At 69.5% G+C, this 24,412-nt stretch carries 21 protein-coding genes; 15 read left to right on the forward strand and 6 right to left on the reverse strand.

Annotated features, from left to right (window positions below; genetic code table 11):
- Positions 1-99 precede the first annotated feature (99 nt).
- The 4 genes from B9Y70_RS05485 (at position 100) to B9Y70_RS05500 (ending at position 4,790) form a co-directional block, all read left to right on the forward strand.
- Complete coding sequence (locus B9Y70_RS05485) at positions 100-1,698, forward strand: AbgT family transporter (RefSeq protein ID WP_085549252.1); 1,599 nt, start codon at positions 100-102, stop codon at positions 1,696-1,698.
- Positions 1,699-1,714: 16 nt separating this feature from the next.
- Positions 1,715-3,079: a M20 family metallopeptidase gene (locus B9Y70_RS05490; protein ID WP_085549253.1), complete on the forward strand. Its 1,365-nt coding sequence runs from the start codon at positions 1,715-1,717 to the stop codon at positions 3,077-3,079.
- 177 nt (positions 3,080-3,256) lie between these two features.
- Positions 3,257-4,198 (forward strand): hypothetical protein, encoded by a 942-nt coding sequence (locus B9Y70_RS05495; RefSeq protein ID WP_143337538.1) that lies wholly within the window; start codon positions 3,257-3,259, stop codon positions 4,196-4,198.
- A gap of 13 nt (positions 4,199-4,211) precedes the next feature.
- Positions 4,212-4,790, forward strand: a complete 579-nt coding sequence (locus B9Y70_RS05500; RefSeq protein ID WP_085549255.1) for a nucleosidase — start codon at positions 4,212-4,214, stop codon at positions 4,788-4,790.
- On the opposite strand, the gene B9Y70_RS05505 is transcribed toward B9Y70_RS05500, so the two are convergent.
- From B9Y70_RS05505 to B9Y70_RS05515, 3 genes are read right to left on the reverse strand one after another with little or no spacing between them, the layout of a single operon-like run.
- Positions 4,747-5,406: an FAD-dependent oxidoreductase gene (locus B9Y70_RS05505; protein ID WP_143337539.1), complete on the reverse strand. Its 660-nt coding sequence runs from the start codon at positions 5,404-5,406 to the stop codon at positions 4,747-4,749. The genes B9Y70_RS05500 and B9Y70_RS05505 overlap by 44 nt on opposite strands.
- Positions 5,407-5,411: 5 nt before the next feature.
- Positions 5,412-6,839, reverse strand: a complete 1,428-nt coding sequence (locus B9Y70_RS05510; protein WP_085549257.1) for an AI-2E family transporter — start codon at positions 6,837-6,839, stop codon at positions 5,412-5,414.
- Positions 6,840-6,873: 34 nt separating this feature from the next.
- Positions 6,874-10,140 carry a bifunctional proline dehydrogenase/L-glutamate gamma-semialdehyde dehydrogenase gene (locus B9Y70_RS05515; RefSeq protein ID WP_085549258.1) on the reverse strand — a complete coding sequence of 1,089 codons (3,267 nt, stop codon included), beginning with the start codon at positions 10,138-10,140 and terminating at the stop codon, positions 6,874-6,876.
- Positions 10,141-10,542: 402 nt separating this feature from the next.
- On the opposite strand from B9Y70_RS05515, the gene B9Y70_RS05520 reads away from it, so the two are divergent.
- The 6 genes from B9Y70_RS05520 to exaC all read left to right on the forward strand — a co-directional run bounded on the left by B9Y70_RS05520 (position 10,543) and on the right by exaC (position 17,799).
- Positions 10,543-11,595 carry a DUF4272 domain-containing protein gene (locus B9Y70_RS05520; RefSeq protein WP_085549259.1) on the forward strand — a complete coding sequence of 351 codons (1,053 nt, stop codon included), beginning with the start codon at positions 10,543-10,545 and terminating at the stop codon, positions 11,593-11,595.
- A gap of 183 nt (positions 11,596-11,778) precedes the next feature.
- Positions 11,779-13,647, forward strand: coding sequence for a molecular chaperone DnaK (gene dnaK, locus B9Y70_RS05525; RefSeq protein ID WP_085549260.1), 1,869 nt, complete (start codon positions 11,779-11,781; stop codon positions 13,645-13,647).
- A complete protein-coding gene (gene grpE / locus B9Y70_RS05530; protein ID WP_085549261.1) occupies positions 13,647-14,351 on the forward strand; it encodes a nucleotide exchange factor GrpE in 705 nt (234 codons plus the stop codon). The genes dnaK and grpE overlap by 1 nt, the downstream gene beginning before the upstream one ends.
- Before the next feature lie 145 nt (positions 14,352-14,496).
- The gene (gene dnaJ / locus B9Y70_RS05535) at positions 14,497-15,690 is read left to right on the forward strand and encodes a molecular chaperone DnaJ (protein ID WP_085549262.1); all 1,194 of its coding nucleotides are present in this window, start codon (positions 14,497-14,499) and stop codon (positions 15,688-15,690) included.
- Positions 15,691-15,719: 29 nt separating this feature from the next.
- Entirely contained in the window at positions 15,720-16,133 is a 414-nt protein-coding gene (locus tag B9Y70_RS05540; protein WP_143337551.1) for a heat shock protein transcriptional repressor HspR, read from the forward strand.
- 145 nt (positions 16,134-16,278) lie between these two features.
- Positions 16,279-17,799, forward strand: a complete 1,521-nt coding sequence (gene exaC, locus B9Y70_RS05545) for an acetaldehyde dehydrogenase ExaC (protein WP_085549264.1) — start codon at positions 16,279-16,281, stop codon at positions 17,797-17,799.
- Here exaC and B9Y70_RS05550 read toward each other — a convergent pair.
- Both B9Y70_RS05550 and B9Y70_RS05555 read right to left on the reverse strand, forming a co-directional pair.
- A complete protein-coding gene (locus tag B9Y70_RS05550) occupies positions 17,769-18,929 on the reverse strand; it encodes an alpha/beta hydrolase (protein ID WP_085549265.1) in 1,161 nt (386 codons plus the stop codon). The genes exaC and B9Y70_RS05550 overlap by 31 nt on opposite strands.
- Positions 18,929-19,168 carry a hypothetical protein gene (locus tag B9Y70_RS05555; RefSeq protein ID WP_085549266.1) on the reverse strand — a complete coding sequence of 80 codons (240 nt, stop codon included), beginning with the start codon at positions 19,166-19,168 and terminating at the stop codon, positions 18,929-18,931. The genes B9Y70_RS05550 and B9Y70_RS05555 overlap by 1 nt, the downstream gene beginning before the upstream one ends.
- Positions 19,169-19,259: 91 nt before the next feature.
- On the opposite strand from B9Y70_RS05555, the gene B9Y70_RS05560 reads away from it, so the two are divergent.
- Positions 19,260-20,063: a carbon-nitrogen hydrolase family protein gene (locus B9Y70_RS05560; protein WP_085549267.1), complete on the forward strand. Its 804-nt coding sequence runs from the start codon at positions 19,260-19,262 to the stop codon at positions 20,061-20,063.
- Here B9Y70_RS05560 and B9Y70_RS05565 read toward each other — a convergent pair.
- Positions 20,046-21,215 (reverse strand): FAD-binding oxidoreductase, encoded by a 1,170-nt coding sequence (locus tag B9Y70_RS05565; protein WP_159449786.1) that lies wholly within the window; start codon positions 21,213-21,215, stop codon positions 20,046-20,048. The genes B9Y70_RS05560 and B9Y70_RS05565 overlap by 18 nt on opposite strands.
- Positions 21,216-21,319: 104 nt before the next feature.
- Here B9Y70_RS05565 and B9Y70_RS05570 point away from each other — a divergent pair, with 104 nt between their 5' ends.
- Genes B9Y70_RS05570 through B9Y70_RS05585 form a run of 4 tightly spaced genes read left to right on the forward strand, consistent with a single transcriptional unit; the run spans position 21,320 to position 24,355 of the window.
- Positions 21,320-22,126: an ABC transporter ATP-binding protein gene (locus B9Y70_RS05570; RefSeq protein WP_085549269.1), complete on the forward strand. Its 807-nt coding sequence runs from the start codon at positions 21,320-21,322 to the stop codon at positions 22,124-22,126.
- A complete protein-coding gene (locus B9Y70_RS05575) occupies positions 22,123-22,767 on the forward strand; it encodes an ABC transporter permease (RefSeq protein ID WP_085549270.1) in 645 nt (214 codons plus the stop codon). Before B9Y70_RS05570 ends, B9Y70_RS05575 begins: the two co-directional genes overlap by 4 nt.
- Positions 22,764-23,429, forward strand: a complete 666-nt coding sequence (locus B9Y70_RS05580) for an ABC transporter permease (protein ID WP_085549271.1) — start codon at positions 22,764-22,766, stop codon at positions 23,427-23,429. Before B9Y70_RS05575 ends, B9Y70_RS05580 begins: the two co-directional genes overlap by 4 nt.
- Entirely contained in the window at positions 23,426-24,355 is a 930-nt protein-coding gene (locus B9Y70_RS05585) for an ABC transporter substrate-binding protein (protein WP_085549272.1), read from the forward strand. Before B9Y70_RS05580 ends, B9Y70_RS05585 begins: the two co-directional genes overlap by 4 nt.
- Positions 24,356-24,412: the final 57 nt, after the last annotated feature.

Below are 24,412 nucleotides of genomic sequence, written 5' to 3' on the forward strand. Positions count from 1 at the left end.
CTACGAAGATTAGTACAGGTCGGTCTATTTGGCAACGGGGGCGACCTTTCCATCTAAAGGTGCATGTGGCCATATGTGATCTGTGCAACATTGGTTGGTATGACCACGAAGACCACCGACAAAAGGCAGGGCGGGATCGGTGACCGGATCCTCACCGGCATCGAGACCCTCGGCAACAAACTGCCCGAACCGTTCACCCTCTTCCTCGGCCTGTTCCTCATCACCGGCGTCGCCTCGACGATCATGGCGCTGCAGAACATCCAGGTCGCCGTACCCGGGTCCGAGGAGGACCTGGTCATCCGCGGCCTGTTCACCGGCGAGGGGCTCACCTGGCTGACCACCACCATGGGTGCCAACTACATCGGGTTCCCGCCCCTGGTCACCGTCCTGCCGATCCTGCTCGCCACCGGTGTCGCGGAACGCACGGGCATGCTCTCGGCGCTCATCCGCAAGCTCTTCGGCTCCGCCAAAAAGTGGATCCTCCCCTACGCCGTCGGAGTCGTCGGCGTCACGGCCTCGATCATGGCCGACGCCGCCTTCGTCGTCGTCCCGCCCCTGGCCGCCATGGTGTTCAAGGCCGCCGGCCGCCACCCCGTCGCCGGACTCCTCGGCGGCTTCGCGGCCGTCGGCGCCGGCTACTCCACCTCCTTGTTCCCCACCAGCCTCGACGCCCTGTTCGCCGGCATCACCAACGCCGTCATGGAGACCCTGCCCGGCATCGCCACCACCGAGGTCAACCCGGTGAGTAACTACTACTTCAACATCGTCTCCGCGATCGTCCTCGGCATGCTCGCCGGCTTCATCACCGACCGCGTCCTCGAGCCCCGCATGGTCCGCCAGGACGTCCCCGCCGAGGAGACCCTGTCCGACGGCGAGGACCCCTCCCAGCGCGGCGACCGCGACGCCGAGGGCAACGAGCTCTCCGCCACCCTGACCAGGCAGGAGACCAAGGGCCTGTGGGCCTCCCTCGTCGCGGCGCTGCTGCTCACCGTCGTGTTCCTGTGGGCGTTCCTCATCCCCAACTCCCCGTGGCGCAACGAGGAGGGCGGCTTCCTCCCGCAGTCCCCGCTGCTGCAGTCCATTGTGTTCATCGTCTTCGCCTACTTCATGGTGCTCGGCATCGTCTACGGACTCTTCGTGGGCACCGTGACGTCCGTCTCCGACATCGTCGAGATGATGGGCCTGGCCATCAAGGACATGCTCAGCTTCCTCGTCCTCGCCTTCATCCTCGGCCAGTTCGTCGCCCTCTTCGCCTGGACCGGCATCGGCACGTGGACCGCGGTCAAGGGCGCCGCCTTCCTGGAGAGCATCGGACTCACCGGCTTCGGCGCGATCCTCGCCTTCATCGTCCTCGCCTCCCTGCTCAACCTGCTCATCATCTCCGGCTCCGCGATGTGGACCCTCATGGCCGCCGTCTTCGTGCCCATGTTCGCCCTCATCGGCTTCGAACCCGCTTTCACCCAGGCCGCCTTCCGCGTCGGTGACTCCGCCACCCAGGTGATCACCCCGCTCAACCCGTACATGATCGTCATCCTCGGCCTCCTCCGCCGCTACGAACCCGACGCCGGCCTGGGCACCCTCATGTCCCGTCTCCTGCCGTTCGTCATCCCGTTCTGGCTGGCCTGGGCCTCGCTGCTCGGCGTCTGGTACTTCCTCGACCTGCCGCTCGGCCCCGGCGCCGCGATCTTCCTCAACTAGGTAGCGTGAGAAGACGATGACCTCTGCAGAAAGAACCACCCCGTCCACCGCCTTCCTCGACCACGCCGCTGCCAGCATCTCCGCCCGGATGGCCGAGGTCACCGAGGCCGCCTCCGCGGCAGAACCGGCCGCGCTGGACGCCTACCCGGGGCAGAAGGAGGCGTGGCGGGTGGCGTCGATAAGCGCCGAAGCACTGGAGCCGACACTGACCGAGCTGCTGTGCGACCTGCACGCCCACCCCGAGCTCGCCTTCGAGGAGGTCCACGCGCAGGCGACGCTCACCGCGCTGCTCGAGGGGCGCGGTTACCGCGTCGAGCAGGGCGCGCACGAGGTCGGCACCGCGCTGCGCACCTCGTGGACCTCGCCCGGGTACGAGTCCGGCAGTCACCGCACCGTCGCGATCATGGCCGAATACGACGCCCTCCCCGGCATCGGCCACGCCTGCGGGCACAACATCATCGCCGCCGCCGGCATCGGCGCCTTCCTCGCGGCCGTCGACGCCGCGCAGGCCGCGGGTATCGAGGGACGCCTCGTCCTGCTCGGCACACCCGCCGAGGAGGGCCACTCCGGCAAGGAGTACATGATCCGTGGCGGCATGCTCGACGACATCGACATCGCCGTCATGATCCACCCCTTCGGCTACGACATCGCCAGCCACTACTGGCTCGGCCGCCGCACCCTCCAGGCCACCTTCCACGGCGTCGCCGCGCACGCCAGCTCGCAGCCGTTCATGGGACGCAACGCCCTCGACGCCGCGACCCTCGCCTACCAGGCGATGGGACTGCTCCGGCAGCAGATGGCCCCCTCCGACCGCCTCCACGCCGTCATCACCGACGGCGGACACCGCCCCTCCGTCATCCCCGAGCAGGCCTCCCTGGACATCTACGTGCGCTCCCTGCTCACCGACTCGCTCGTCGACCTGTCCGCGCGTGTCGACGACATCCTCGACGGCGCCGCCCTCATGACCGGGTGCCGCGTCGAGAAGACCTGGGACGTCCACCCCGCGACCCTGCCCATCCGCAACAACCAGGCCCTCGCCGAGCGCTGGACCCGCACCCAGGCGCTGCGCGGACGCGTCGCCGTCCCCGCCGGCGTGGTGCCCGACTCGCTGGCGGCGTCGACCGACTTCGGCAACGTCTCCCAGCTGGTCCCCGGCATCCACCCGATGGTCAAGGTCTCGCCCTCCGACGTGGCGCTGCACACCGCGGCTTTCGCCACGTGGGCCGCCGGGGAGGAGGCCACGCGCGCGGCCGTCGACTCCGCGGCCGGGTTGGCGCAGGTCGCCGTCGACACGCTTGCCGACGACGCCCTCGCCGCCGCCGCCCGCGCCGAGTTCGAGGCCACCGGCGGGCGCTTCAGCGTGGCGGAGCAGCTGGGGTAGGGTCCGCTCCCTCAGCGCCTCCCTCAGCGCCTCCCTCAGCGCCGCGGTTTGGCCACTTCTGGGGTGTTCAAACAGCCCGGAAGTGGCCGAACCGCGCGCGGATGACACCCGCCCGGGAACCTTTCGGCCCCCGACACAGTCCAATCTGTGTGGGACATCCACACAGAGAGGGAATTCATGGGGGACACGGAGACGGCACTGGGCCGCTGCACGCGGCGGGACGACCATCTTCTGCTGCGCAAGGAACAGACACACCTGCCGGACGCCTCGAAGGTGCTGCGGCGACTGCTCAATGACCGGGTCATCGTCCGACTCTTCCGGGGCGCGTACGTCGAGGCCGCGTTCTACGGGACGCTGCAGCCCTGGGAGCAGTACGACCTGCAGGCCAGGGCATTGGGGGAGGTGTCCGGGCGGGTGCTGGTCGGCTATTCGGCGGCGGCGCTGTGGAAGCTGTGGCGCTACGAACCGACACCGGTACAGCACGAGATCCACCGCCGCAACGGTGGTGGCAAGCGGACGCGGAGCACCGTGCGGGAGGTCAGCGGTGCCCTGCCGGACGAGGACATCGTCGGCGAGCACGTCAAGGCGACGACGGTCCCGCGCACGCTCGTGGATCTCACGCGGCTGCACGGGTTCGGGGCGGGGTTCGTCGCGGCGTGCAGCGCCCTGCGGCAGAAGCTGGTCACCCGGGAGGAGCTCGCGGCGTACGACGTCACCGGCATGGAGGGCCTGGCGCACTGGCCGCTGGTGGTGGAGAAGACGACGGGGGTGGTGGAGTCGGCGCTGGAGGCGGCTTTTCTGGCGCAGTCGGTCTTCTTCGGGGACTTCACGCTCATCCCGCAGGTGTCGGTGCGGGGGAGCAACGGGAGGAACTACCTCATCGACTTCCGGGTCGAGGGGACGGAGGAGTACGTGGAGACGGACGGGCGGGGGAAATACGGGGCGTCGGCAAGCGAGCAGGAGTTCAACCTGAAGAAGGAGAAGGAGCGGGCCGACAACCTGCCCGTCCGGCCGGAGCGTTTCGGGTGGGCGGAGGTGATGAGCATGCAGGCGTACCGGCGGATGCTCGACAAGCTGGGGTGCTGGCACCGGTGGGATCTGCCGCGGATCCACTGGTAGTAGGATCGCGCGCATGACTGTTCTGTTTGTCGCCGCCGTGTCCGAGGAAGCCGCCCATCTGCCGGAGGGGGCGGATCTGCTGGTGACGGGGATCGGCACCCTGCCGGCCGCCATCACGCTGACGGAGGAGCTGTGCGCGCGCCGGGCGAACGGCACGCTGCCGGAGCGGATCATCAATGTGGGCACCTGCGGGGCGCTGCGCGATGAGATCCCCAACGGGGTCTACGAGATCGACCGGGTGCACAAGCACGACTTCAACGTGGAGTTCACCTCCGACATCGCGTTCGACGCCTTCCCGCGCGTCATCACCCCGGCCACCACCGGCCTGTTCCCGACCGGGCAGCTGGCCACGGGTGACACCTTCGTGGAGGATTCCGCCACCCGGGAGCGCATCGCGCAGGTCGCCGGGCTGGTCGACATGGAGGGCTACGCTCTGGCGGCCGTCGCCCACCGTTTCGACGTCCCCATCACCCTGCTCAAGCAGATCAGCGACCGCGCCGACGAGGAGACCGCCCCCGAGTGGGCCGACGTCGTCGAGGGCAGCGCCGTCAAGCTCGCAGACGCCGTCGAGCGGCTGCTTGCTGCTCTGTAACCCACGGCCGCAACCGCGCCTCTATCTCGTCGAGCGTCAGCCCCCGAGTCATGCCGGTCGCGACCTCGTACCCCATGGCCAGGGCGACCGTCGTGCCGTAGCCGGTACTCGCCCCGCTGGCCGCCGCCGCGTCGCCGATGAGCATGACGTTGCCGACGGACCAGCGGGGGAGCACGATCTGGTCGATCCCGTCGGCGCGCCAGGGATCCCCGCCCGGCGCCTCCCCGGTGGGGAAGAGGAGCACATGCCCGGTCGGACGGCGCCCGTCCAGGCCGAGACGTCCGCGGGTGGGGGAGTCGATGCCGTCGGCACCGAGCACCAGATCCCACCCCTCGTGGGGCACCGTCTCCGCGGCCACGCCGAAGCAGATCTCCCCGACCTCCCGCGCCAGCATCCGCACGAGGTCCCCGCGTGACATCTCCACCGGACCGCGGGTCACGGGGACGTCGAGAAGCGATGCCAGCACCTGCCGGCCCCGCTCATGCACGGGGACGGAGAAACCCTCCGTGCGCAGGCGCGGGGCCTCCTCCACCAGCCGCACGTGCCAACCAGAACGGCGCAGGACCAGCGCGGCGGTGAGGCCGGCGGGTCCTGCGCCGATGATGAGCGCTCGCACGGGGGCTAGGACGGGTCCGAGAAGTTGACCATCCGCCAGCGCGGCTTGTCTGACTTGTCTGCGTCGGCGTCGCCCTCGACGTCCTCGGAGGCGGTGTCGGAATCGGTGTTCTTGCGGCGACCCAGCGTCGGGGTCATGGTCACCAGGCGCTCGCGCACCGCGGTGAACGCCTCCCAGGAGGTGAGATTGGAGCCCTTGGCGGTGGCGATCTCGATGTCGTCGATGGTGATCTCGCCGGCGCGCAGGGCGACGAGCTCGGAGTGGTAGCGGAACCACACGGCGGCGACCGCGGCGATGGGCACCGCGAGGAAGGCACCGACGATGCCGAAGAGGGTGGAGCCCAGGGTCACGGACAGCAGCACCACCGCGGCGTGCAGGTTCATCGCCTTGGACTGCAGCACCGGCTGGAGGATGTTGCCCTCGATCTGCTGGACCGCGATGATGAGCAGCAGCACCAGCAGGGCGTTCGTCACACCGTTACTCACCAGCGCGATGATGACGGCCAGGGCACCGGCGGTGAAGGCACCGACGATGGGGATGAACCCGGCGAAGAACGTGATCACGGCGAGGACGAACGCCAGCGGCACGCCGAGCAGGACGAGGCCGATGCCGATGAAGACGGCGTCGACGAGCGAGACGATGGCCTGGGTGCGGATGAAGCCGGCGAGGGTGTTCCACGAGCGGGTCATCACCTCGGTGAGGTGCCAGCCCGCGTTGGAGCCGGTGAAGCCGCGCATCCACGGCAGGAAGCGATCGCCGTCCTTGAGGAAGAAGAAGGTGAGCACGAGCATGACGACGGTGGTCACCACGATCGATGTCGCCGCGCCCAGGCCGGTGAACACGCCCGACGCGATCTGGGAGGAGCGTTCCTGCAGGAAGCCCGTGATGTCGTTGAGCACCTGGTCGAACTGCGAGGTGTCGACGTTGAGCGGCGGGCCCTGCACCCAGTCGGAGAGCTGGTTGAGGCCGTCCTGCGCCTGCTTCACCAGCGCCGCGCCCTGGTCACGGACGATGGGGGCCATCGCGGCGAAGATGCCGCCGAAGATGGCGAAGAAGCCGACGAGCGTGACCACCGTGGCCAGCGCCGCCGGGAACCTCAGCTTGTCGCGGAGGAACTTTACCGGCGGCCACAGGACGGTGCACACGAGCAGCGCCAGCAGGATCGGGAGGAGCCCGGCCCACACGAAGCCGAGGATCCGGCCCAGGATGAAGGCGGCCACCACGAAGATGATGAATCGCAGCGCCCAGCCGGCGGCCCACCGGCCGTCGCGGCCGATGAAGACCGCGCGGTCGGTGACCTCCGGGGCGTCGTTGGGGGCGTTGGCGTCCAGCGGATTGTCGGACAGCTCGGCGTAGTCCGAGACCATCTCGGTGAGGTCGCGGGTGTCGGTGCCGCCGGGGCCCGGTTTCTGGGGATCAATAGGTGTGCTCATCAGAACTTCATTGTGCCCCAAAAACCTGTGGTTATCACTGTCGGATGCTGCCTACTTTCCGCAGGACGCCGAATCGGTGCAGGGTGACGGTGAGCGCCTGCTCGAGGAGGAAGGGCAGGAGTTCGCGGCGACCGTCGGCGAGCACCGGTCCGTCGAGGATGACGGCACCGACCTCGGCCGCCTGCTCGTACAGCTCCTCCGGGACCGCGCCGAGCGCCCGGACGCGCCCGCCGGGACGGAACGACACCTCCTCGCTTATCGACGCCCCCGCCCGCTCCGCCGCCAGCTTCAGCCGCCAGAGGTCGCGCTCGTCGGCACCCTCGCCGACGTACACGGGCAGCGGTTCCGGCAGCGGGCGGTAGCGGAAGATGTTGGCCTCGGAGGCCAGGCCGGTGAGGTCGTGCTCGCGGGAGAACTCCTCGCGCCAGGCCAGTTCGTCGAGCTCGGCGGCGCGGCGCAGCCAGGGGTCGGCGGGGGCGTCGGCAAGCAGCTTCTCGACGCCCGCGCTCAGCTGCACCTGCCCGTGGTCGAGGTCGCCGTCCGTCCACGTGCCCAGCTGGGCGACGTAGTTCGGGCCGCCGGCCTTCGCGCCGGAACCGATGACCGAGTCCTTCCAGCCGCCGAAGGGCTGGCGCTGGACGATCGCACCGGTGATGCCGCGGTTGACGTAGGCGTTGCCGACCTCGACGTGCTCGGTCCAGTAGTCGATCTCGTCGTCGTCGAGGGAGTGGATACCGCCGGTGAGGCCGAAGCCGGTGTCGTTCTGCCACTCGACGGCCTCCTCGAGGGAGGAGGCGTACATGATGCCCAGGACCGGACCGAAGCACTCGGTGCGGTGGAACCAGGAGCCGGGGCGGACGTTGTCGCGGATGCCCGGGGTCCAGAACCTCCCCTCCTCGTCGAGCTTCTCGGGCTGGAGCAGCCAGGACTCGCCGTCCTCGAGGGTCGTGAGGCCGCGCTCGAGCTTCTCCCCGGGCGGTTCGATGAGGCCGTTCATGGTGGTGGAGATGTCGGTGCCGGGGCCGACGCGGAGGGTGGAGACGGCATCGATGAGCTGCTCGCGGATGCGGCGCGACTCACCTGCCTGGCCCACGAGGATGACCAGCGAACTGGCCGAGCACTTCTGGCCCGAGTGCCCGAAGGCGGAGTGGTAGATGTCCGCCACCGCGAGGTCCGGGTCGGCGGCCGGGGTGACGATGATCGCGTTCTTGCCCGAGGTCTCCGCACTGATGCTCATGCGCGGGTTCCACGAGCGGAACAGCTCGGCCGTCTCCGAGGCGCCGGTGAGGATGACGTGGTCGACGTCCTCGTGGGAGATGAGACGCTGACCGGCGTCGGCCTCGTCGGCGCGGAGGAACTGCACGAGGTCCGTGTCGATGCCGTGGCGCTCCAGTCCACGGTGCACCGCCTGCACCATGACCTCGGCGCAGGCCACCGTCTGCGGCGCCGGCTTGATGATCACCGCCGACCCCGCCGCCAGCGCCGCCGTCACGCCACCGGTCGGGATGGCGACGGGGAAGTTCCACGGCGGGATGACCACGGTGAGGGCGTGCGGGGTGAAGGTCGACCGCGCGCGGTCGAGGTTGCGGGCCTGCTCGCCGTAGTAGGCGGCGAAGTCGATGGCCTCGGAGATCTCCGGATCCGACTGGTCGACGGTCTTGCCTGCCTCGTGCGCCATGACGGTGATGAGCTCGCCGCGTGCCCTGGCCAGCTCGTCGGCGATGGTCTCCAGGACCTCGGCCCGCTCGTGCCCGCTTCTCGACGCCCACTCCGGGCCCAGCTCCCGCGCCCGCGCGACGGCGGCGTCGACGACGGCCGGGTCGGTGACCTCCTCCGCCCCGCTGACGTGCGGCTTCGCGGCCAGGCGCTCCAGCGCCCACTCCCGGTTGGCACGCAGGGCGGGGTCGGTGTCGGGTTCGTTGGTGAACCGGCCCTCGACGGTGCGGCCCGTCTCCGTCAGACGGTTCTGGGTGCGGCGCGGCGAGGTGGTGGAGGGGTTCCGGGCGGCGTCGAGAAGCGCCTGCTCCTGGGCGTTCATCCCGTCGCCCGGGGCGAACAGGGCGTGGAGGAAGTTCTCCTCCGCGGCGTTCTCCTCGAGGCGACGCACCAGGTAAGAGACGGCGACGTCGAAATCCTCGCGGTGGACGACCGGGGTGTAGAGGATCATGCGGCCCACCACATCACGCACCGCCTGCTGCTGCGCCGGGGCCATGCCCTGCAGCATCTCCGCGTCGATCTGCTCCGTGACGCCGCGGGCGGTGGCCAGCTCCCAGGCCAGGGCCACCGAGTAGAGGTTGTGGCTGGCGACGCCGATCCGCACGTGCGGGGCGTGCTCCGGGGTGAGGATGTAGTCGAGGAGACGGATGTAGTTCGCGTCCACCTCGTGCTTCGTGGCGTACGGGGCCTGCTCCCAGCCGTGGCTCTCCGCCTCGACCTTCTCCATCGAGAGGTTCGCGCCCTTGACCAGGCGGATCTTGATCGGGGTGGAACGGGAACGGGCCCACTCGGCGAGCTCGACGAGGGCGTCGTGGCTGTCCGGGAGGTAGGCCTGCAGGACGATGCCGGCCTCGAGGTCCCGGAACTCCTCCTCGCCGAGCAGCTCCGTGAACAGGCGGATCGTCAGGCGGAGATCCTTGTACTCCTCCATGTCCAGGTTGATGAACGTGCCCGACTCCTGCGCCGCCCGGTACATCGGGCGCAGCTGCTCCTTGAGACGGACGAGGTTGCCCTCCAGATCCCACGGGTTGAGCTGGGCGACGAGGCTCGAGGCCTTCACCGAGACGTACGTGACCTTCGGATTCGTGATGAGCGCCAAGGTGCGCTCCGCGCGGCGGGCCGCCTCCTCATCGCCGAGGACCGCCTCGCCGAGCAGATTGAGGTTGAGCTGCGTGCCCTCCTCGGCCGCCCTGTCGAGCAGCTTGTCCAGGGCCTTGCCGTCGGCGTCGAGGACGAGGTGGCCGACCATCTGGCGCAGGCGGGCGCGGGCCACCGGCATGACGACGTTCGGCAGCCTCGGGCCGACGATTCCGCCGAGCTGCAGGGCGGTCTGGTTGAGTCGGCCCAGGAAGTCGGGGGCGCCGTCGAGCTTGCGCAACGCGTTCGCGGCGGTGCGGTTGTCCTCCGGGCGGGCCACCCGGTCGACGAAGTCCATGGTGAAGGAGACACCGGCGGGGTCGCGGACCAGGTCGGCGAGGCGCTCGGTGGCGGAGGAACCGTCGGTGTCGGAGGTGGCGGCGAGCCACTCGCGTGCGCGGGCGACGGCGGGGTCGAGCACCTGCTCGACGGAGGCATGCTGAGACATCAGGGATTCCTTTACGGGGAGGATGGGGAGGGGTGGTGGGCGCGTGTCTCAGGCGGCCACCGGAGGGCGGTCGCTGACGTGGCGGGTGCGGGTGACGTGGGGATTCACTGGCGGGCCCTTTCTCCTCGGTCCGCGGGCAGGGTGATGCCGCGGACGCTCCTGCTCAGAATGTGATGAGGGTTACTCTCTCTGCTGGCCAGTATAGGTCCTGGGTGGTGTTAGGGGTGACCATTCTGGGCGGCCGCTGCGGCGGGGTGCGTACGGACGTACTCCTCTGTGTCGGGCGGGGTGGCATTTCCCCAGGTCGCGGAGGAGGGGTGGAGGGAATAGGAGTACGCCTGCGACAGGCCTGCTGTCACCGCGAACCCTGCCGCGCGGGCGGACCTCTGGTTGCATGGGGGCATGGATCTCCTCGTCTACTCCACCGTGCCGGACCCGGTCGACCTGCCGGGCCCGGTGGAGGTGTTCACCCACCCCCGGGACCGGGCGGTGTTCGTGGAGGACGCCCTGCGCGACCTGGCCGAGGCCGGGCTGCGGGTCACCGGGCCCGACGTCACGCAGGTCCACCCCCTGGCCCGCCACATCTCGCGCTCCCAGGTGATCTACCGCCTCCAACGCGACGACAGCTACACCGCCCGCCAGCTCATCGAGTTCGCCGACTGGGGGCGGTGCTGCGTGTTCCGGGTGGGCAACGGCCCCTTCCGCAACCTCGACGGGGAGAACCTGGCCGCGCCGGGCAAGGGGGTCAAGGTGCCCGTCCACGTCGACGCCTACCGGCGGCGGCAGAAGAACCTGCGCACCCTGCGTCAGGCCGGGCTGGAACTCGACGAACAGATCCCGGTCATTCCGGCGGAGGAGGAGGTGCGGCTGCGCGACCATGCGCAGGTGGTCTACCGGCTCGGTGCCCTGGCGCTGGTGGTCGACGCGGCCCGCCACGTGCGGGAGGGAAGTCTGCCGCAGGCCGATGACCTGGTCGCCGCGCAGGAGCTCGTCGCCTCCTCGTTGACTGCGCGGGAGCGGGGCTTTCTGGCGGACGTGGGGGCGGCGCGGGCGGCGGCCTTCGACGACGGCGGGCGGGTGGAGTTCCCCGCCGGCCTGCGCGCCGAGGCGGAACTCTTCGCCCGGTCGGCCTGGGCGGTGGAGGCGCTGGCGTGGGCGGCGCAGCTCGTCGACCTGCCGCCCCAGCGGATCCGCGCGTGGGACTTCGACGCGCGGGCGTGGGAGGCGCCGACGCCGGAGACGAGGGAGGGCGAGACCACCGTGACGCTCCTCGCCCGCTCGGCGGGCCTGCGGGGCGTGACCCAGTTGCTGGAGGCGTTCGATCTGGTGCACATCCTCCATCACGGGGTCGTTTCCGACGACCCGGGGGCGGTCGTTGCGGAGCAGTGGACAAAGGCGCTGGCGTGGGTCATCGCGCCGGACAGCGCGTGGGGCGAGGCGGAGCGGCTACTCTGACCTGCATAAACGCGGCGGAAAAGAAAAAGTTGAGTCGATCGGGAACAACTTTGGCGGGTTGCCCGTTGTACTGGGTGTCAGGTTGAGTGCTCCAGGCTCAAGGGGTCTGGTACGTTGGGTTCCACAAGTTGAGCCAACAGCAGTCAACTTCAGGAAATCCCGTACAACAGGAGGAAACACAAAATGGGACGCGCAGTAGGAATTGACCTCGGTACCACCAACTCGGTGGTCTCCGTCCTCGAGGGTGGCGAGGCCACCGTTATCGCCAACTCCGAGGGCTCGCGGACGACCCCGTCCGTCGTCGCCTTCGCCAAGAACGGCGAGGTCCTCGTCGGTCAGCCGGCCAAGAACCAGGCCGTGACCAACGTCGACCGCACCATCCGCTCCGTCAAGCGCCACATCGGCTCTGACTGGAACGTCGAGATCGACGACAAGAAGTACACCGCCCAGGAGATCTCCGCCCGCACCCTCATGAAGCTGAAGCGCGACGCCGAGGCCTACCTGGGTGAGGAGATCACCGACGCCGTGATCACCGTCCCGGCCTACTTCGAGGACGCACAGCGCCAGGCCACCAAGGAGGCCGGTCAGATCGCAGGCCTCAACGTCCTGCGTATCGTCAACGAGCCGACCGCCGCCGCTCTGGCCTACGGCCTGGAGAAGGGCGACAAGGAGCAGACCATCCTGGTCTTCGACCTCGGTGGCGGTACCTTCGACGTCTCCCTGCTGGAGATCGGCGACGGTGTGGTCGAGGTCCGTGCGACCGCCGGTGACAACCAGCTCGGCGGCGATGACTGGGATCAGCGCATCGTCGACTGGCTCGTCGAGAAGTTCAAGTCCACCAACGGCATTGACCTGACCAAGGACAAGATGGCCCTGCAGCGTCTGCGCGAGGCCGCCGAGAAGGCCAAGATCGAGCTGTCCTCCTCCCAGCAGGCCAACATCAACCTGCCGTACATCACGGTCGACTCCGACAAGAACCCGCTGTTCCTCGACGAGACCCTGTCCCGCACCGAGTTCCAGAAGATCACGCAGGATCTGCTGGACCGCACCAAGGAGCCGTTCAACCAGGTCGTCAAGGACTCCGATATGTCCGTCTCCGAGATCGACCACGTCGTTCTCGTCGGTGGATCCACCCGTATGCCGGCCGTGACCGACCTGGTCAAGGAGCTCACCGGTGGCCGCGAGCCGAACAAGGGCGTCAACCCGGACGAGGTCGTCGCCGTCGGCGCCGCCCTGCAGGCCGGCGTCCTGCGCGGTGAGGTCAAGGACGTGCTGCTTCTCGACGTCACCCCGCTCTCCCTCGGTATCGAGACCAAGGGTGGCGTGATGACCAAGCTCATCGAGCGCAACACCACCATCCCGACCAAGCGCTCCGAGACCTTCACCACCGCCGAGGACAACCAGCCCTCCGTGCAGATCCAGGTCTTCCAGGGTGAGCGCGAGATGGCGTCCGCCAACAAGCTGCTCGGCTCCTTCGAGCTGGGTGGCATCGCCCCGGCCCCGCGTGGCGTGCCGCAGATCGAGGTCACCTTCGACATCGACGCCAACGGCATCGTCCACGTCACCGCCAAGGACAAGGGCACCGGCAAGGAGAACACGATCAAGATCCAGGACGGCTCCGGCCTGTCCCAGGAGGAGATCGACCGCATGATCAAGGATGCGGAGGTCCACGCCGAGGAGGACAAGAAGCGCCGCGAGGAGCAGGAGACCCGCAACAACGCGGAGTCCATGGTCTACCAGACCCGCAAGTTCGTCGAGGAGAACTCCGACAAGGTCTCCGAGGACATCAAGACCAAGGTCGAGGATGCCGCCAAGGAGGTCGAGGAGGCCCTCAAGGGCGAGGATCTGGACGCGATCAAGACCGCCGTCGAGAAGCTGTCCACCGAGTCCCAGGAGATGGGTAAGGCCATCTACGAGGCCGAGGCCAACGCCGGTGCCACCCAGGCACAGGCCGGCGACGCTGAGGCAACCGACGACAACGTCGTCGACGCCGAGGTCGTCGAGGACGAGCCGACCGCCACCGACACCGACACCGGGGAGGAGAAGAAGTAGTGACGCACCCCAACCAGATGCCCGACAACCCGGGCGATCCGGAGCACACCGACCCGGAGGCGACCTCGGCCGACCGTGCTGAGGCCGCCGCCGAGGAGGCCGCCCGCGCCCAGGACGACGACCCGGACGCCGTCATCGACGAGGAGCCTGTCCCCGGCGACGACGCCACCGAGGCGGAGATCGACGCCCGGCTCGAGGCCGAGATCGAGGAGGCACTCGCCGACATCGATCCCGACGCCGACGGCGACGGTGAGGTCTCCGACGTGGAGGCCCAGCTCGCGGAGCGCACCGAGGACCTGCAGCGCGTGAGCGCGGAGTACGCCAACTACCGCCGGCGCACCGAGCGTGACCGCCAGGGCATCATCGACGCCGCCAAGGCGTCGGTGCTGGCCAAGCTGTTGCCGATCCTCGACGACCTGGACCTGGCGCGACAGCACGGTGACCTCAACGAGGGTCCGCTGAAGTCGTTCGCCGACAAGTTCACCGACACGGTCACCGGCCTCAAGCTCATCCCCTTCGGCGAGGAGGGCGAGCCCTTCGACCCGGAGATCCACGAGGCCGTCCAGGACCTGTCTTCCGGTGAGGACAAGGCTCTCGGCACGGTGCTGCGTCGTGGCTACCGGGTGGGCGACAAGGTCGTCCGCAACGCGATGGTCATCATCGCCGACCCGGCCGCCCCGGCAGACGCCGCGGCCACCGACTAGCGGGACGCCCGTCCCGTACCTGAGCACCGCCGTCCGAGACGCACCTCCAGTCGCCCTCGGGCGGCGGTGCTCCCCCTTTTAGTTAGCGATTAAACATAATTAGACACAACAACGAACTTCTCATCCCGAAAGGAGGAGATGCCCAGTGACCGTTCAGCGCGAATGGGCAGACAAGAACTACTACGCGGATCTGGGGGTCTCCTCATCCGCCTCCGCCGAGGACATCAAGAAGGCCTACCGCAAGCTGGCCCGGGAGAACCACCCGGACAAGAACCCCGGCGACAAGGCCGCCGAGGAGCGTTTCAAGAAGGCCGCCGAGGCGTACGACGTCGTCGGTGACGAGTCCAAGCGCAAGGAATACGACCAGCTGAAGGCGATGCTCCGTTCCGGCGGTGGTTTCGGTGGCTTCGGTGGAGGCGGAGGCGCCGGATTTCCCGGCGGGTTTCGGCAGACGCAGGAGGACTTCGACGCCTCAGACATCTTCGGACGAGGACCCGGTGGAGGATTTTCTGCGGACGGCGGTCTGGGCGATCTCTTCGGTGGCCTTTTCAACCGCGGCGGCGCTCCTCGCCACGCAGCTCGGCCGACGCGGGGGGCCGACGTCGAAACGGACATCACCCTTGACTTCCGGGAGGCGGCCAAGGGCACGACGATCCCGCTCCAGCTGACCGGTGACGCCCCCTGCAACACCTGTCACGGATCGGGCTCCAAGTCCGGCAACCCCGAGACCTGCGCCGTGTGCAACGGCTCCGGCTTCACCTCGGAGAACCGCGGCGCCTTCGGCTTCAGCGCGCCGTGCACCAACTGTGCGGGCACCGGCCAGTTCATCGCCGACCCGTGCACCACGTGCCACGGTTCCGGCACGGTGCGGCGCACCCGGTCGCTGACCGTCCGCATCCCGGCGGGCGTCATCGACGGACAGAAGGTGCGCCTCGCCGGCCAGGGCGAGGCCGGCCCGCAGGGCAAGCCGGCGGGTGACCTGTTCGTCACCGTCCATGTGCGTGACGACGCCGTGTTCACCCGCTCCGGCGACGACCTCGAGGTCACCGTCCCGGTGTCGTTCACCGAGCTGGCGCTCGGCGACACCATCACGGTGCCGACGCTCGACGCCCCCGTCCGGGTGAAGGTGCCCGCCGGCACCCCCAACGGCCGGACCCTGCGTGTCCGCGGACGCGGTGTGCCGAAGAGCGGCGACAACGCCGGTGACCTGCTGGTGACCGTCGAGGTGGCGGTGCCGAAGAATCTCGACGCCGCCGCGACCAGTGCCCTGCGCGAGTACGCGCAGGCGGAGAAGGACTCCGGCTACAACCCGCGCGCCGGGTGGGCCGGCAACAAGTAGGCACGGAAGGAGGTGCACGGACCATGACCATGAGGAAGGACAAGTCGTCGACGGACGACCTGGGCGAGGTGTTCGTCATCTCGGTTGCCGCCGAACTCGCCGGCATGCACGCGCAGACACTGCGCACCTACGACCGCATGGGTCTGGTGACGCCGCAGCGGACCCGCGGGGGCGGGCGTCGCTACTCCCGCAAGGACATCTCCCTGCTGCGTCGCATCCAGCAGCTCAGCCAGGAGGAGGGCGTCAACCTCGCCGGGATCAAGGCGATCATCGAGCTGAGCGAGGAGGTCGACCGCCTGCGTGCCGAGGTCGAGGAGCTCCGGGAGGAGCGCGAGCGGCAGGCCCGCCCGCGCGGCGAGCTCGTCCACGTCCCGCGCTCCACGGCGCTGGTGATGTGGGAGCCGCGGCGCGGCCGTCTGCGGCGACATCAGGACCATCGCTAGAAGAACCGCCACGAGCCCACGCTGACCCTGTTTCCCGGGGTGAGCGTGGGTTTGTGCGCCTGTCACAACAATTCTTAACAAAAGTGGCGCGGGTCACTGTATGGTGTGGTGCAGACCACTCAAATCCCTGTGAAAGGACACCATCATGACCGTGTACGCGAACCCCGGCACCGACGGATCGATCGTCAACTACCGCGAGCGCTACGACAACTACATCGGCGGCGAGTGGGTGGCACCCGTCGACGGCGAGTACATGGACAACATCACCCCGGTCACCGGTGAGGTGTTCTGCCAGGTGGCCCGCGGTAAGGCCGCCGACGTCGAGCTCGCCCTCGACGCCGCCCACAAGGCCGCCCCCGCCTGGGGCCAGACCTCCCCGGCCGAACGCGCCCTCATCCTGCACCGCATCGCGGACCGCATGGAGGAGCACCTCGAGGAGATCGCCGTCGCCGAGACCTGGGAGAACGGCAAGGCCGTCCGCGAGACCCTCGCCGCCGACATTCCGCTCGCGATCGATCACTTCCGTTACTTCGCCGGCGCCACCCGCGCGCAGGAGGGACGCCTGTCCCAGATCGACCACGACACCGTGGCCTACCACTTCCATGAGCCGCTGGGCGTCGTCGGCCAGATCATCCCGTGGAACTTCCCGATCCTCATGGCCACCTGGAAGATTGCCCCGGCCCTGGCGGCCGGTAACGCCATCGTCCTCAAGCCGGCCGAGCAGACCCCGGCCTCCCTCCTCTACCTCGTGGAGATCATCCAGGACCTGCTCCCGGCGGGCGTGCTCAACATCGTCAACGGCCTCGGCGAGGAGGCGGGTGTCGCCCTGTCGAGCTCCGACCGCATCGCCAAGATCGCCTTCACCGGTTCCACCGCGGTGGGCAAGATCATCAACAAGGCCGCCGCCGAGAAGATCATCCCGGTCACCCTGGAGCTGGGCGGCAAGTCCCCGTCCATCTTCTTCCCCGACGTCATGGCCAAGGACGACGCCTTCCGCGACAAGTGCCTCGAGGGCTTCGCGATGTTCGCCCTCAACCAGGGTGAGGTCTGCACCTGCCCGTCCCGTGCCCTCATCCACGAGTCCATCGCCGACGAGTTCCTCGAGCTCGGCGTCGAGCGCGTCAACAAGATCAAGAAGGGCAACCCCCTCGACACCGAGACGCAGATGGGTGCGCAGGCCTCCCAGGAGCAGATGGACAAGATCTCCGGCTACCTGGAGCTCGGCCCCCAGGAGGGCGCGGAGACCCTCACCGGCGGCAGCATCAACAAGATCGAGGGCCTGGACAACGGCTACTACATCGAGCCGACCGTGTTCAAGGGCACCAACGACATGCGCATCTTCCAGGAGGAGATCTTCGGCCCGGTGCTCTCCGTCGTCACCTTCAAGGACTTCGACGAGGCCATCAAGATCGCCAACGACACCAACTACGGTCTCGGTGCCGGTGTCTGGTCCCGTGACGGCCGCACCGCCTACCGCGCGGGCCGCGAGATCCACGCCGGTCGTGTGTGGGTGAACCAGTACCACAACTACCCGGCCCACGCCGCGTTCGGTGGTTACAAGGAGTCCGGCATCGGCCGTGAGAACCACCTCATGATGCTCGCCCACTACCAGCAGACGAAGAACCTCCTCGTCTCCTACTCGGATGACGCCCTCGGCTTCTTCTGAGTCCACCCGCTGAGCAGCCCGAGCAGCACGGGATCGTCCCAGTAGCTGCCGTGGCTGCCGGCCCGGTCACCCGGCCAGACCCGCGCCCCGAACTCCGGGGATGTCGGGTCTGTTCCGTGTACGCCTCCGACCAGTGACAACGGGTCGGAGGGGTGCGTCATGGCGTGCACCTGGGGGTCCTCGCCGAGCAGGGTGAGCTGTGCCGCATGATCGACGCCGACCCCGGGGCTCCCGAGGAACACCAGGTCGTCGGCATACAGGCCGCCGCCCCGCGACGCAGCCCTCCCCGCCACCACGGACCCGTAGGAGTACCCGAGCACCACCCGCCGCTGATCCGGGTGACGGCGGGCGAGTTCCCGCTGGAAGGCCTGCAGGTCGGCCCCGGCGGCGCGGGCTGGTTCGTGGGCCAGGGCCTGCCCCAGGCCGGCGGGTGCCCGGTAGCCCAGCCACAGCACACTTGCCCCGCCCGTCGCCTGCGCGATGGTGCGCGCCCGGTCGAGGTGCACGGGCAGGCGTTCCGGATCCGAGGATCCCGTGCCCGCGACGATCGTGACCACCGAGTCGGCCCGCTCCAGGTCGCCGACCGCGGTGACGAGGCGGCCTTCGCCCACCTCGAGGACCTGCACGTCCGGCGGCAGGTCCAGCGGGTGGGTGAGCATGTTGAGTTCATGGACCGCCCCCACGCTGAGGTCGGGGGCATCCGCCAGGCGGCGCACCGGGGCCGGCGCGACCGGGGTACACAGGACGTCGATCTGGCGGGCGCAGGCGTGATCGAGGAGGTCGCCCAGCGAGTGCAGGTCCCGCAGGAACAGTGCCACCAGCGACGAGGCCCCGGCCACGCGGTCGGCGAGGAGGACGGCGCGCCGGGCGGCGTCGTCCAGCTCCTCCTGCAGCCGGGCCGTGACGGTGAGCACCTGCGCCACGCGCAGCATCTGTTCCGGCGGGCCGGCGAGCGGTCGGGCATGGAGATGGAGACGGGTGACGGCCGCGTCGGCGGCGGGCCCGGAGAAGCCGGTCCCCGGGAGGTCGTCGAAGGTCCGGGCCAGCCAGGAGTTCTGCTCCTCCAGCCAGTCGGCGTCGACTCCCAGGAGTCGGGCGGCGTGGCGGAGGGAGGGGGCGTCGAGAAGCATCACAGCAGCGACCGGTCCTCCTCGGCGACCCGCCCGACGAAGCGCTGCAGGTCGCGGACGTGGTCGAGGAGGGCGGTGTCGGCCCGGCGGTGCGTGCCCGCCCAGGCGGCGGCCGCGCGGTCGAGGGCGGCGGCGGTCCGCGAGCCCGGTGGCAGGGTCGGCGGGGAGGGCGGCGTGGTGCGCCGCAGGAGGGTGAGCAGGTGGTCGGCGGTGGCGGAGGTGAGCTGCAGGTGGTCCATGGCGCCAGTGTCCGGCCGCGGCGGCGATCTGCCAACCGCGGGGTGTGCCGACCTGTGGATAACCCGGAGTTATCCACATAGTGTGGGTGCCATGAAGATCGCAGTCGTGCAGCTGACCTCCGGGCCGGATATCCTCAACAATTTGGCCCTCGCCAAGCAGAAGCTCCGGGAGGCCGCCGGGCAGGGCGCGCGTCTCGTCGTGTTCCCCGAGGCCACGAGCCAGGCCTTCGATTCCGGCCGCCTCGATGAGCAGGCCCAGGAGCTCGACGGGGAGTTCGCCACCGGGCTGCGCGACACCGCCCGGGAACTCGGCGTCACCGTCGTCGCCGGTATGTTCCGCCCGGCCGACACCGTCGAGCGTGAGGGCAAGAAGATCAACCGTGTCTACAACACCGCGCTCATCACCGGGCCGGACATCCACCGCGGCTACGACAAGATCCACACCTTCGACGCCTACTCCTACCGGGAGTCCGACACCGTCAGACCGGGCGAGGAACTGGTGACCTTCGACGTCGAGGGCGTCACCGTCGGCGTCGCCACGTGCTACGACATCCGCTTCCCCGAGCAGTTCCGCGACCTTGCACGTAAGGGGGCGCAGGTCATCGTCGTGCCGACCAGCTGGATGGACGGCCCCGGCAAGCTCGACCAGTGGCGCATCCTCACCGCGGCGCGCGCGCTCGACTCCACGTCGTGGATCGTCGCCGCCGGCCAGGCCCGTCCGGGCGGGGAGGAGAAGGCCGGGGAGGCCACCGGGCCGACCGGCATCGGCCACTCGTGTGTGGTGGGGCCGATGGGGCGTCGGGAAGCGGAGGCCGGTTACGAGCCGGAGATCCTCACCCACGACCTCGACTTGGAGCAGGTCACGAAGGCGCGGGAGTCACTCCCCGTCCTGTGACGGCCAGTCGTCGGTGTTCTCCCAGGCCTCGGCCTGGATCTGCTCCCGCGGCGTGCCACCGGCGATGAGCTTGTCGACGGTTGCGCGGACCTTCTCCGCGTCCCCCACCACGAGGACGTCACGGTCCGCCCACGCGCCGTAGGAGGCGACGAGCTCGCCGACCTGCCCCGTCTGCTGCAGGTGGAGACCGTACGGGGCGCGGGAGGACTCGGTCGCGCCGACCCACCAGGCGTCCTTCGTGTGCTCGACGACGGGCACCACCGACAGCCAGTGACTGACGATCGCCAGATTCCACAGCCCCATGAGGTCGTAGAGCTCACCCGGGTACTCGGCGGCGACGAAGAGATGGACGCGGGGGCGGTGCTCCCACGCGAGCATGTCGAAGAGCATCGCGCGCAGGGGAGCCAGGCCGGTGCCGTGGGCGATCATGAGGACGTCCCGCTCGCCCGTCACCTCGAGCGTGCCGCGCGGCTGGCCGAACAGCCAGTAGTCCCCGGCCTTCGGGGTGGCCAGCAGCTGGGAGATGTCCGAACCCTCCAGCTGACGGATGTGGAACTCCAGCTGCCCGAAGTCGTTGGTGGGCAGCGCGGGGGAGAACATCCGCCACACGCCCGGCAGGTACGAGGTGGTCACCGGCAGATGCTGGCCGGCGCGGTAGGCGATGGGGACGCCCGCCTCCAGGCGCACGACGCTGATGTGGCGGGTACGGCGCTGCACGCCGAGCACCTCCGCGGAGTACGCCGGGGCCACCCCCTCCCGGTCGGCCTCGCGGGCGGCGGAGGCCATGACCGCGCACACCGTGTCCAGCGCCCGCGAGGCCGCGTCGGCGTGCGGGATGCCGAGGGAGTGCAGGCCGTGGGAGAGGGCCCCGGCGAAGGCGGGGTAGATGTCCGCCGGGAAACCGTGGCGGCGGTGGTCCCGCCCCAGGTCCCGCAACCGGTCGAGGACCTCCGCCGGGACGGCGCCGGTGGCGGGGGTGCGTTCGAGGACCCAGGCGCAGGCGTCGGCAAGCTCGAGATGCGTGTGGCGCAGGGAGATGGGGAAGACCTGCCGCGACTCGAGAACCTCCTGGTAGAGGCGCTGCTGGACGGCGTCCCGGAACTCTGCGCTGCGCTCGCGGAGGACGGTGCCGGTGTCGGTCAGGGTCTGCATGGACTCCATTGTGCCCGGATGCGGCGGCGGCAGGTCAATGGGTGGCGGGTCAATTCGTGGTTAGAATTGCATAACACCCCGTCGTCGACCCGGAGGAGCCCGCGATGATCGAGTTCGACCGCGTCTCCCGCACCTACCCGGGCAGTGCCCACCCGGCGGTCGCCGACTTCTCCCACCGCGTCGAGCCCGGCTCCACCACCGTCTTCGTCGGTCCCTCCGGCTGCGGCAAGACGACCCTGCTGCGCATGGTCAACCGCATGGTCCCCGCAGACAGCGGCACCGTCCGCGTGCGCGGGGAGGACGTGAGCGCGGTCGATCCGGTGCAGCTGCGGCGCTCCATCGGCTACGTCATGCAGCACTCCGGCCTCCTGCCGCACCGCACGGTCCTCGACAACGTGGCCTCCGTAGCGCAGCTGGGCGGCACGCGGAGGAAGGAGGCCCGGGAGCGTGCCGCCGACATGCTCCGCCTCGTCGGCCTCGACGTGGACCTGGGGCGACGCTACCCGGCGGAGCTGTCCGGCGGGCAGGCGCAGCGCGTCGGCGTCGCCCGCGGCCTCGTCGCCGACCCGGACATCCTGCTCATGGACGAGCCCTTCGGCGCCGTCGACCCCGTCGTGCGCCGCGGCCTCCAGGAGGAGATCCTCTCCCTGCAGGAACGCATGTCCAAGACCATCCTCATGGTCACCCACGACATCGACGAGGCCTTCCTCCTCGGCGACACCGTCGTGCTCCTCGGCGAGCAGGCCCGCGTCGAGCAGGTCGGACCGCCGGAGGAGTTCCTCACCGCCCCCGCCAACGACAACGTCCGCGAGTTCACGGGCGCGGAGGGGCGGCTGCTGAGCGTCGAGAAGCGGGACGGACGCGACGTGGTCGTCGACCGCAGCGGCCGGGTACGTGGGGTGCTGCAGTGAGGTGGGACTGGGTGGTCGACAACGCCGGGCGGATCGGGGATCTCGCCTGGGCGCACTTCTCCCTGTCGTGGCCGGCGATCCTCGCCTCCTTCCTCATCGCCCTGCCGATCGGCTGGTTCGCCCACCGACACGCCCGCACCCGCGAGGTCATCGTGGTGCTCACCGGCCTGCTCTACGTCATCCCCTCGCTGGCGTTGTTCGTGGTCATGCCGCTGGTGCTGGGCACGTCGATCCTCTCGCCGCTCAACGTCATCGTCGCGATGACCCTCTACGGCCTCGCGCTTCAGGTCCGCGCCACGGCCGACGCCTTCGGCACGGTGCCCGGGGACGTGCGGCAGGCGGCGATCGCCACCGGCTACCCCGCGTGGAGGCGTGTCCTCAGCGTCGAACTCCCGCTGGCCGGACCGGCGCTGCTGGCGGGCATCCGGGTCGTCTCCGCGTCGACGATCTCGCTCGTCTCCGTCGGCGCGCTCATCGGCGTCGCGTCGCTGGGCACGCTGTTCACCGAAGGTTTCCAGCGGTCCTTCCCCACGCAGATCATCGTCGGCCTCGTCGGCACGGTCCTGCTCGCCGTGCTTATCGACGCCGCCCTCGTCCTCACCGGCCGCCTCCTCATGCCGTGGGCCCGGAGGGTCGGATGAACCAGCTGCAGCCCATGTGGGCGTTCCTCACCGACCCGGACCGGTGGCCGCTCATCCTCTCCCGCACCCTCGACCACCTCGGGTACACCGCTCTGGCCGTGGGGCTCTCGCTGCTCATCGCGCTGCCCCTGGGTCTGTGGGTGGGGCACACGCGCCGGGGTGCGGACACCGTGCTGGCGGTGGCCGGCGCGCTGCGTGCGTTGCCCTCCTTGGGCCTGCTCACGTGGCTGACCGTGTCCATGTCGATGGGGGTACGCCTGCCGTTGGTGCCCGCCACCATCGTGCTCATCATTCTTGCCGTGCCCCCACTGTTGGCGGGCATCGTCGCCGGTATGGTGGCCGTGCCGCGGCACGTCGTCGACTCCGCCCGCGCCACCGGCTACAGCGAGTCCCAGATCCTGCGGCGCGTGGAGATCCCCCTCGGACTGCCCGTCATGATCGGTGGGCTCCGCTCCTGCGTCGTCCAGGTGCTGGCGACGGCCACTATCGTCGCCTACATCGGACTGTCCGGCCTCGGCCGCTACCTCATCGACGGCCTCGCCCTGCGCGACTACCCGCAGATGCTCGCCGGGGCGGTGCTCGTCACCGCGTTGGCGCTGGTCGTCGACCTGCTGCTCGCCCTTGTCCAGAAATCCCTGCAACCGAAAGGACGTGTGTCATGAAACTCCGACTCACCACCACCCTGTTCGCCCTCTCCGCCCTCGCCCTCGGTGCCTGCTCCTCCGGGGACGACCCCCTGGCCACCTCGCCGGAGTCCGCCGCCGGGGACGAGACCATCACCATCGGCACCGCCAACTTCCCCGAGTCCGAGATCATCGGCCAGATCTGGGCCGCCGCCCTCGAGGACGCCGGATTCGACGTCGAGGTCAACTCCGGCATCGGCTCCCGCGAGGTCTACCTCCAGGCCCTCGAGGAGGGCAGCATCGACCTCGTGCCCGAGTACTCCGGCAACCTCGCCCAGTACTACGGCGCGGAGCTTGAGGCGGGCACGGACGCCGACGGCGTCGTCTCCGCGCTTTCCGACGTCCTCCCCGAGGGCCTGGCCGCCGGTGACATCGCCGACGGCGAGTCCAAGGACTCCTACCGCGTCACCCGCGAACTGGCCGACGAGCACGGCCTGCAGACCCTCGGCGACCTGGACAATCTCGATCAGGTGCGCATCGCCGCCAATCCCGAGTTCGCCGAGCGCCCCTACGGCCCGCCCGGTCTGGCGTCGGTCTACGGCGTCGCCGAGGACAAGATCTCCGTCGTCCCGATCTCCGACGGCGGCGGCCCGCTCACCATCGCCGCGGTCGTGGAGGGCACCGCCGAGGTCGCCGACATCTACACCACGTCCCCGCTCCTCGATTCCGCCGGCAACGAGGTCGACCTGGTCACCCTCGACGACCCCGAGCAGCTCATCCTCCCGCAGAACGTCCTGCCGCTCATGCGCGCCGATGCCATCCCGCAGGAGGCCCTCGACGCCATCAACGGCATCTCCGCGGAGCTGACCACCGACGTCCTCGTCGAGCTCAACCTGCGCAACATCGGTGAGGAGAAGGCCGAGCCCCCGGTCATCGCCCGCGACTTCGTCGACGAGCACGCCTGACCCCCCTCGGGGTTCCCACGCGCTTAAGGGCGGGTCCATTTCCGCGACCTGGGGAAA

It is taken from the genome of Corynebacterium pollutisoli (assembly GCF_900177745.1).
GTDB classification, from domain to species: Bacteria; Actinomycetota; Actinomycetes; order Mycobacteriales; family Mycobacteriaceae; genus Corynebacterium; species Corynebacterium pollutisoli.

Bases quoted from the DNA above. Each gene is read 5' to 3' on its own strand.
- B9Y70_RS05485 (WP_085549252.1), top strand. From the start codon at position 100: ATGACCACGAAGACCACCGACAAAAGGCAGGGCGGGATCGGTGACCGG.
- B9Y70_RS05490 (WP_085549253.1), top strand. From the start codon at position 1,715: ATGACCTCTGCAGAAAGAACCACCCCGTCCACCGCCTTCCTCGACCAC.
- B9Y70_RS05495 (WP_143337538.1), top strand. From the start codon at position 3,257: ATGGGGGACACGGAGACGGCACTGGGCCGCTGCACGCGGCGGGACGAC.
- B9Y70_RS05500 (WP_085549255.1), top strand. From the start codon at position 4,212: ATGACTGTTCTGTTTGTCGCCGCCGTGTCCGAGGAAGCCGCCCATCTG.
- B9Y70_RS05510 (WP_085549257.1), bottom strand. From the start codon at position 6,839: ATGAGCACACCTATTGATCCCCAGAAACCGGGCCCCGGCGGCACCGAC.
- B9Y70_RS05515 (WP_085549258.1), bottom strand. From the start codon at position 10,140: ATGTCTCAGCATGCCTCCGTCGAGCAGGTGCTCGACCCCGCCGTCGCC.
- B9Y70_RS05520 (WP_085549259.1), top strand. From the start codon at position 10,543: ATGGATCTCCTCGTCTACTCCACCGTGCCGGACCCGGTCGACCTGCCG.
- dnaK (WP_085549260.1), top strand. From the start codon at position 11,779: ATGGGACGCGCAGTAGGAATTGACCTCGGTACCACCAACTCGGTGGTC.
- B9Y70_RS05540 (WP_143337551.1), top strand. From the start codon at position 15,720: ATGAGGAAGGACAAGTCGTCGACGGACGACCTGGGCGAGGTGTTCGTC.
- exaC (WP_085549264.1), top strand. From the start codon at position 16,279: ATGACCGTGTACGCGAACCCCGGCACCGACGGATCGATCGTCAACTAC.
- B9Y70_RS05550 (WP_085549265.1), bottom strand. From the start codon at position 18,929: ATGCTTCTCGACGCCCCCTCCCTCCGCCACGCCGCCCGACTCCTGGGA.
- B9Y70_RS05555 (WP_085549266.1), bottom strand. From the start codon at position 19,168: ATGGACCACCTGCAGCTCACCTCCGCCACCGCCGACCACCTGCTCACC.
- B9Y70_RS05560 (WP_085549267.1), top strand. From the start codon at position 19,260: ATGAAGATCGCAGTCGTGCAGCTGACCTCCGGGCCGGATATCCTCAAC.
- B9Y70_RS05565 (WP_159449786.1), bottom strand. From the start codon at position 21,215: ATGCAGACCCTGACCGACACCGGCACCGTCCTCCGCGAGCGCAGCGCA.
- B9Y70_RS05570 (WP_085549269.1), top strand. From the start codon at position 21,320: ATGATCGAGTTCGACCGCGTCTCCCGCACCTACCCGGGCAGTGCCCAC.
- B9Y70_RS05580 (WP_085549271.1), top strand. From the start codon at position 22,764: ATGAACCAGCTGCAGCCCATGTGGGCGTTCCTCACCGACCCGGACCGG.
- B9Y70_RS05585 (WP_085549272.1), top strand. From the start codon at position 23,426: ATGAAACTCCGACTCACCACCACCCTGTTCGCCCTCTCCGCCCTCGCC.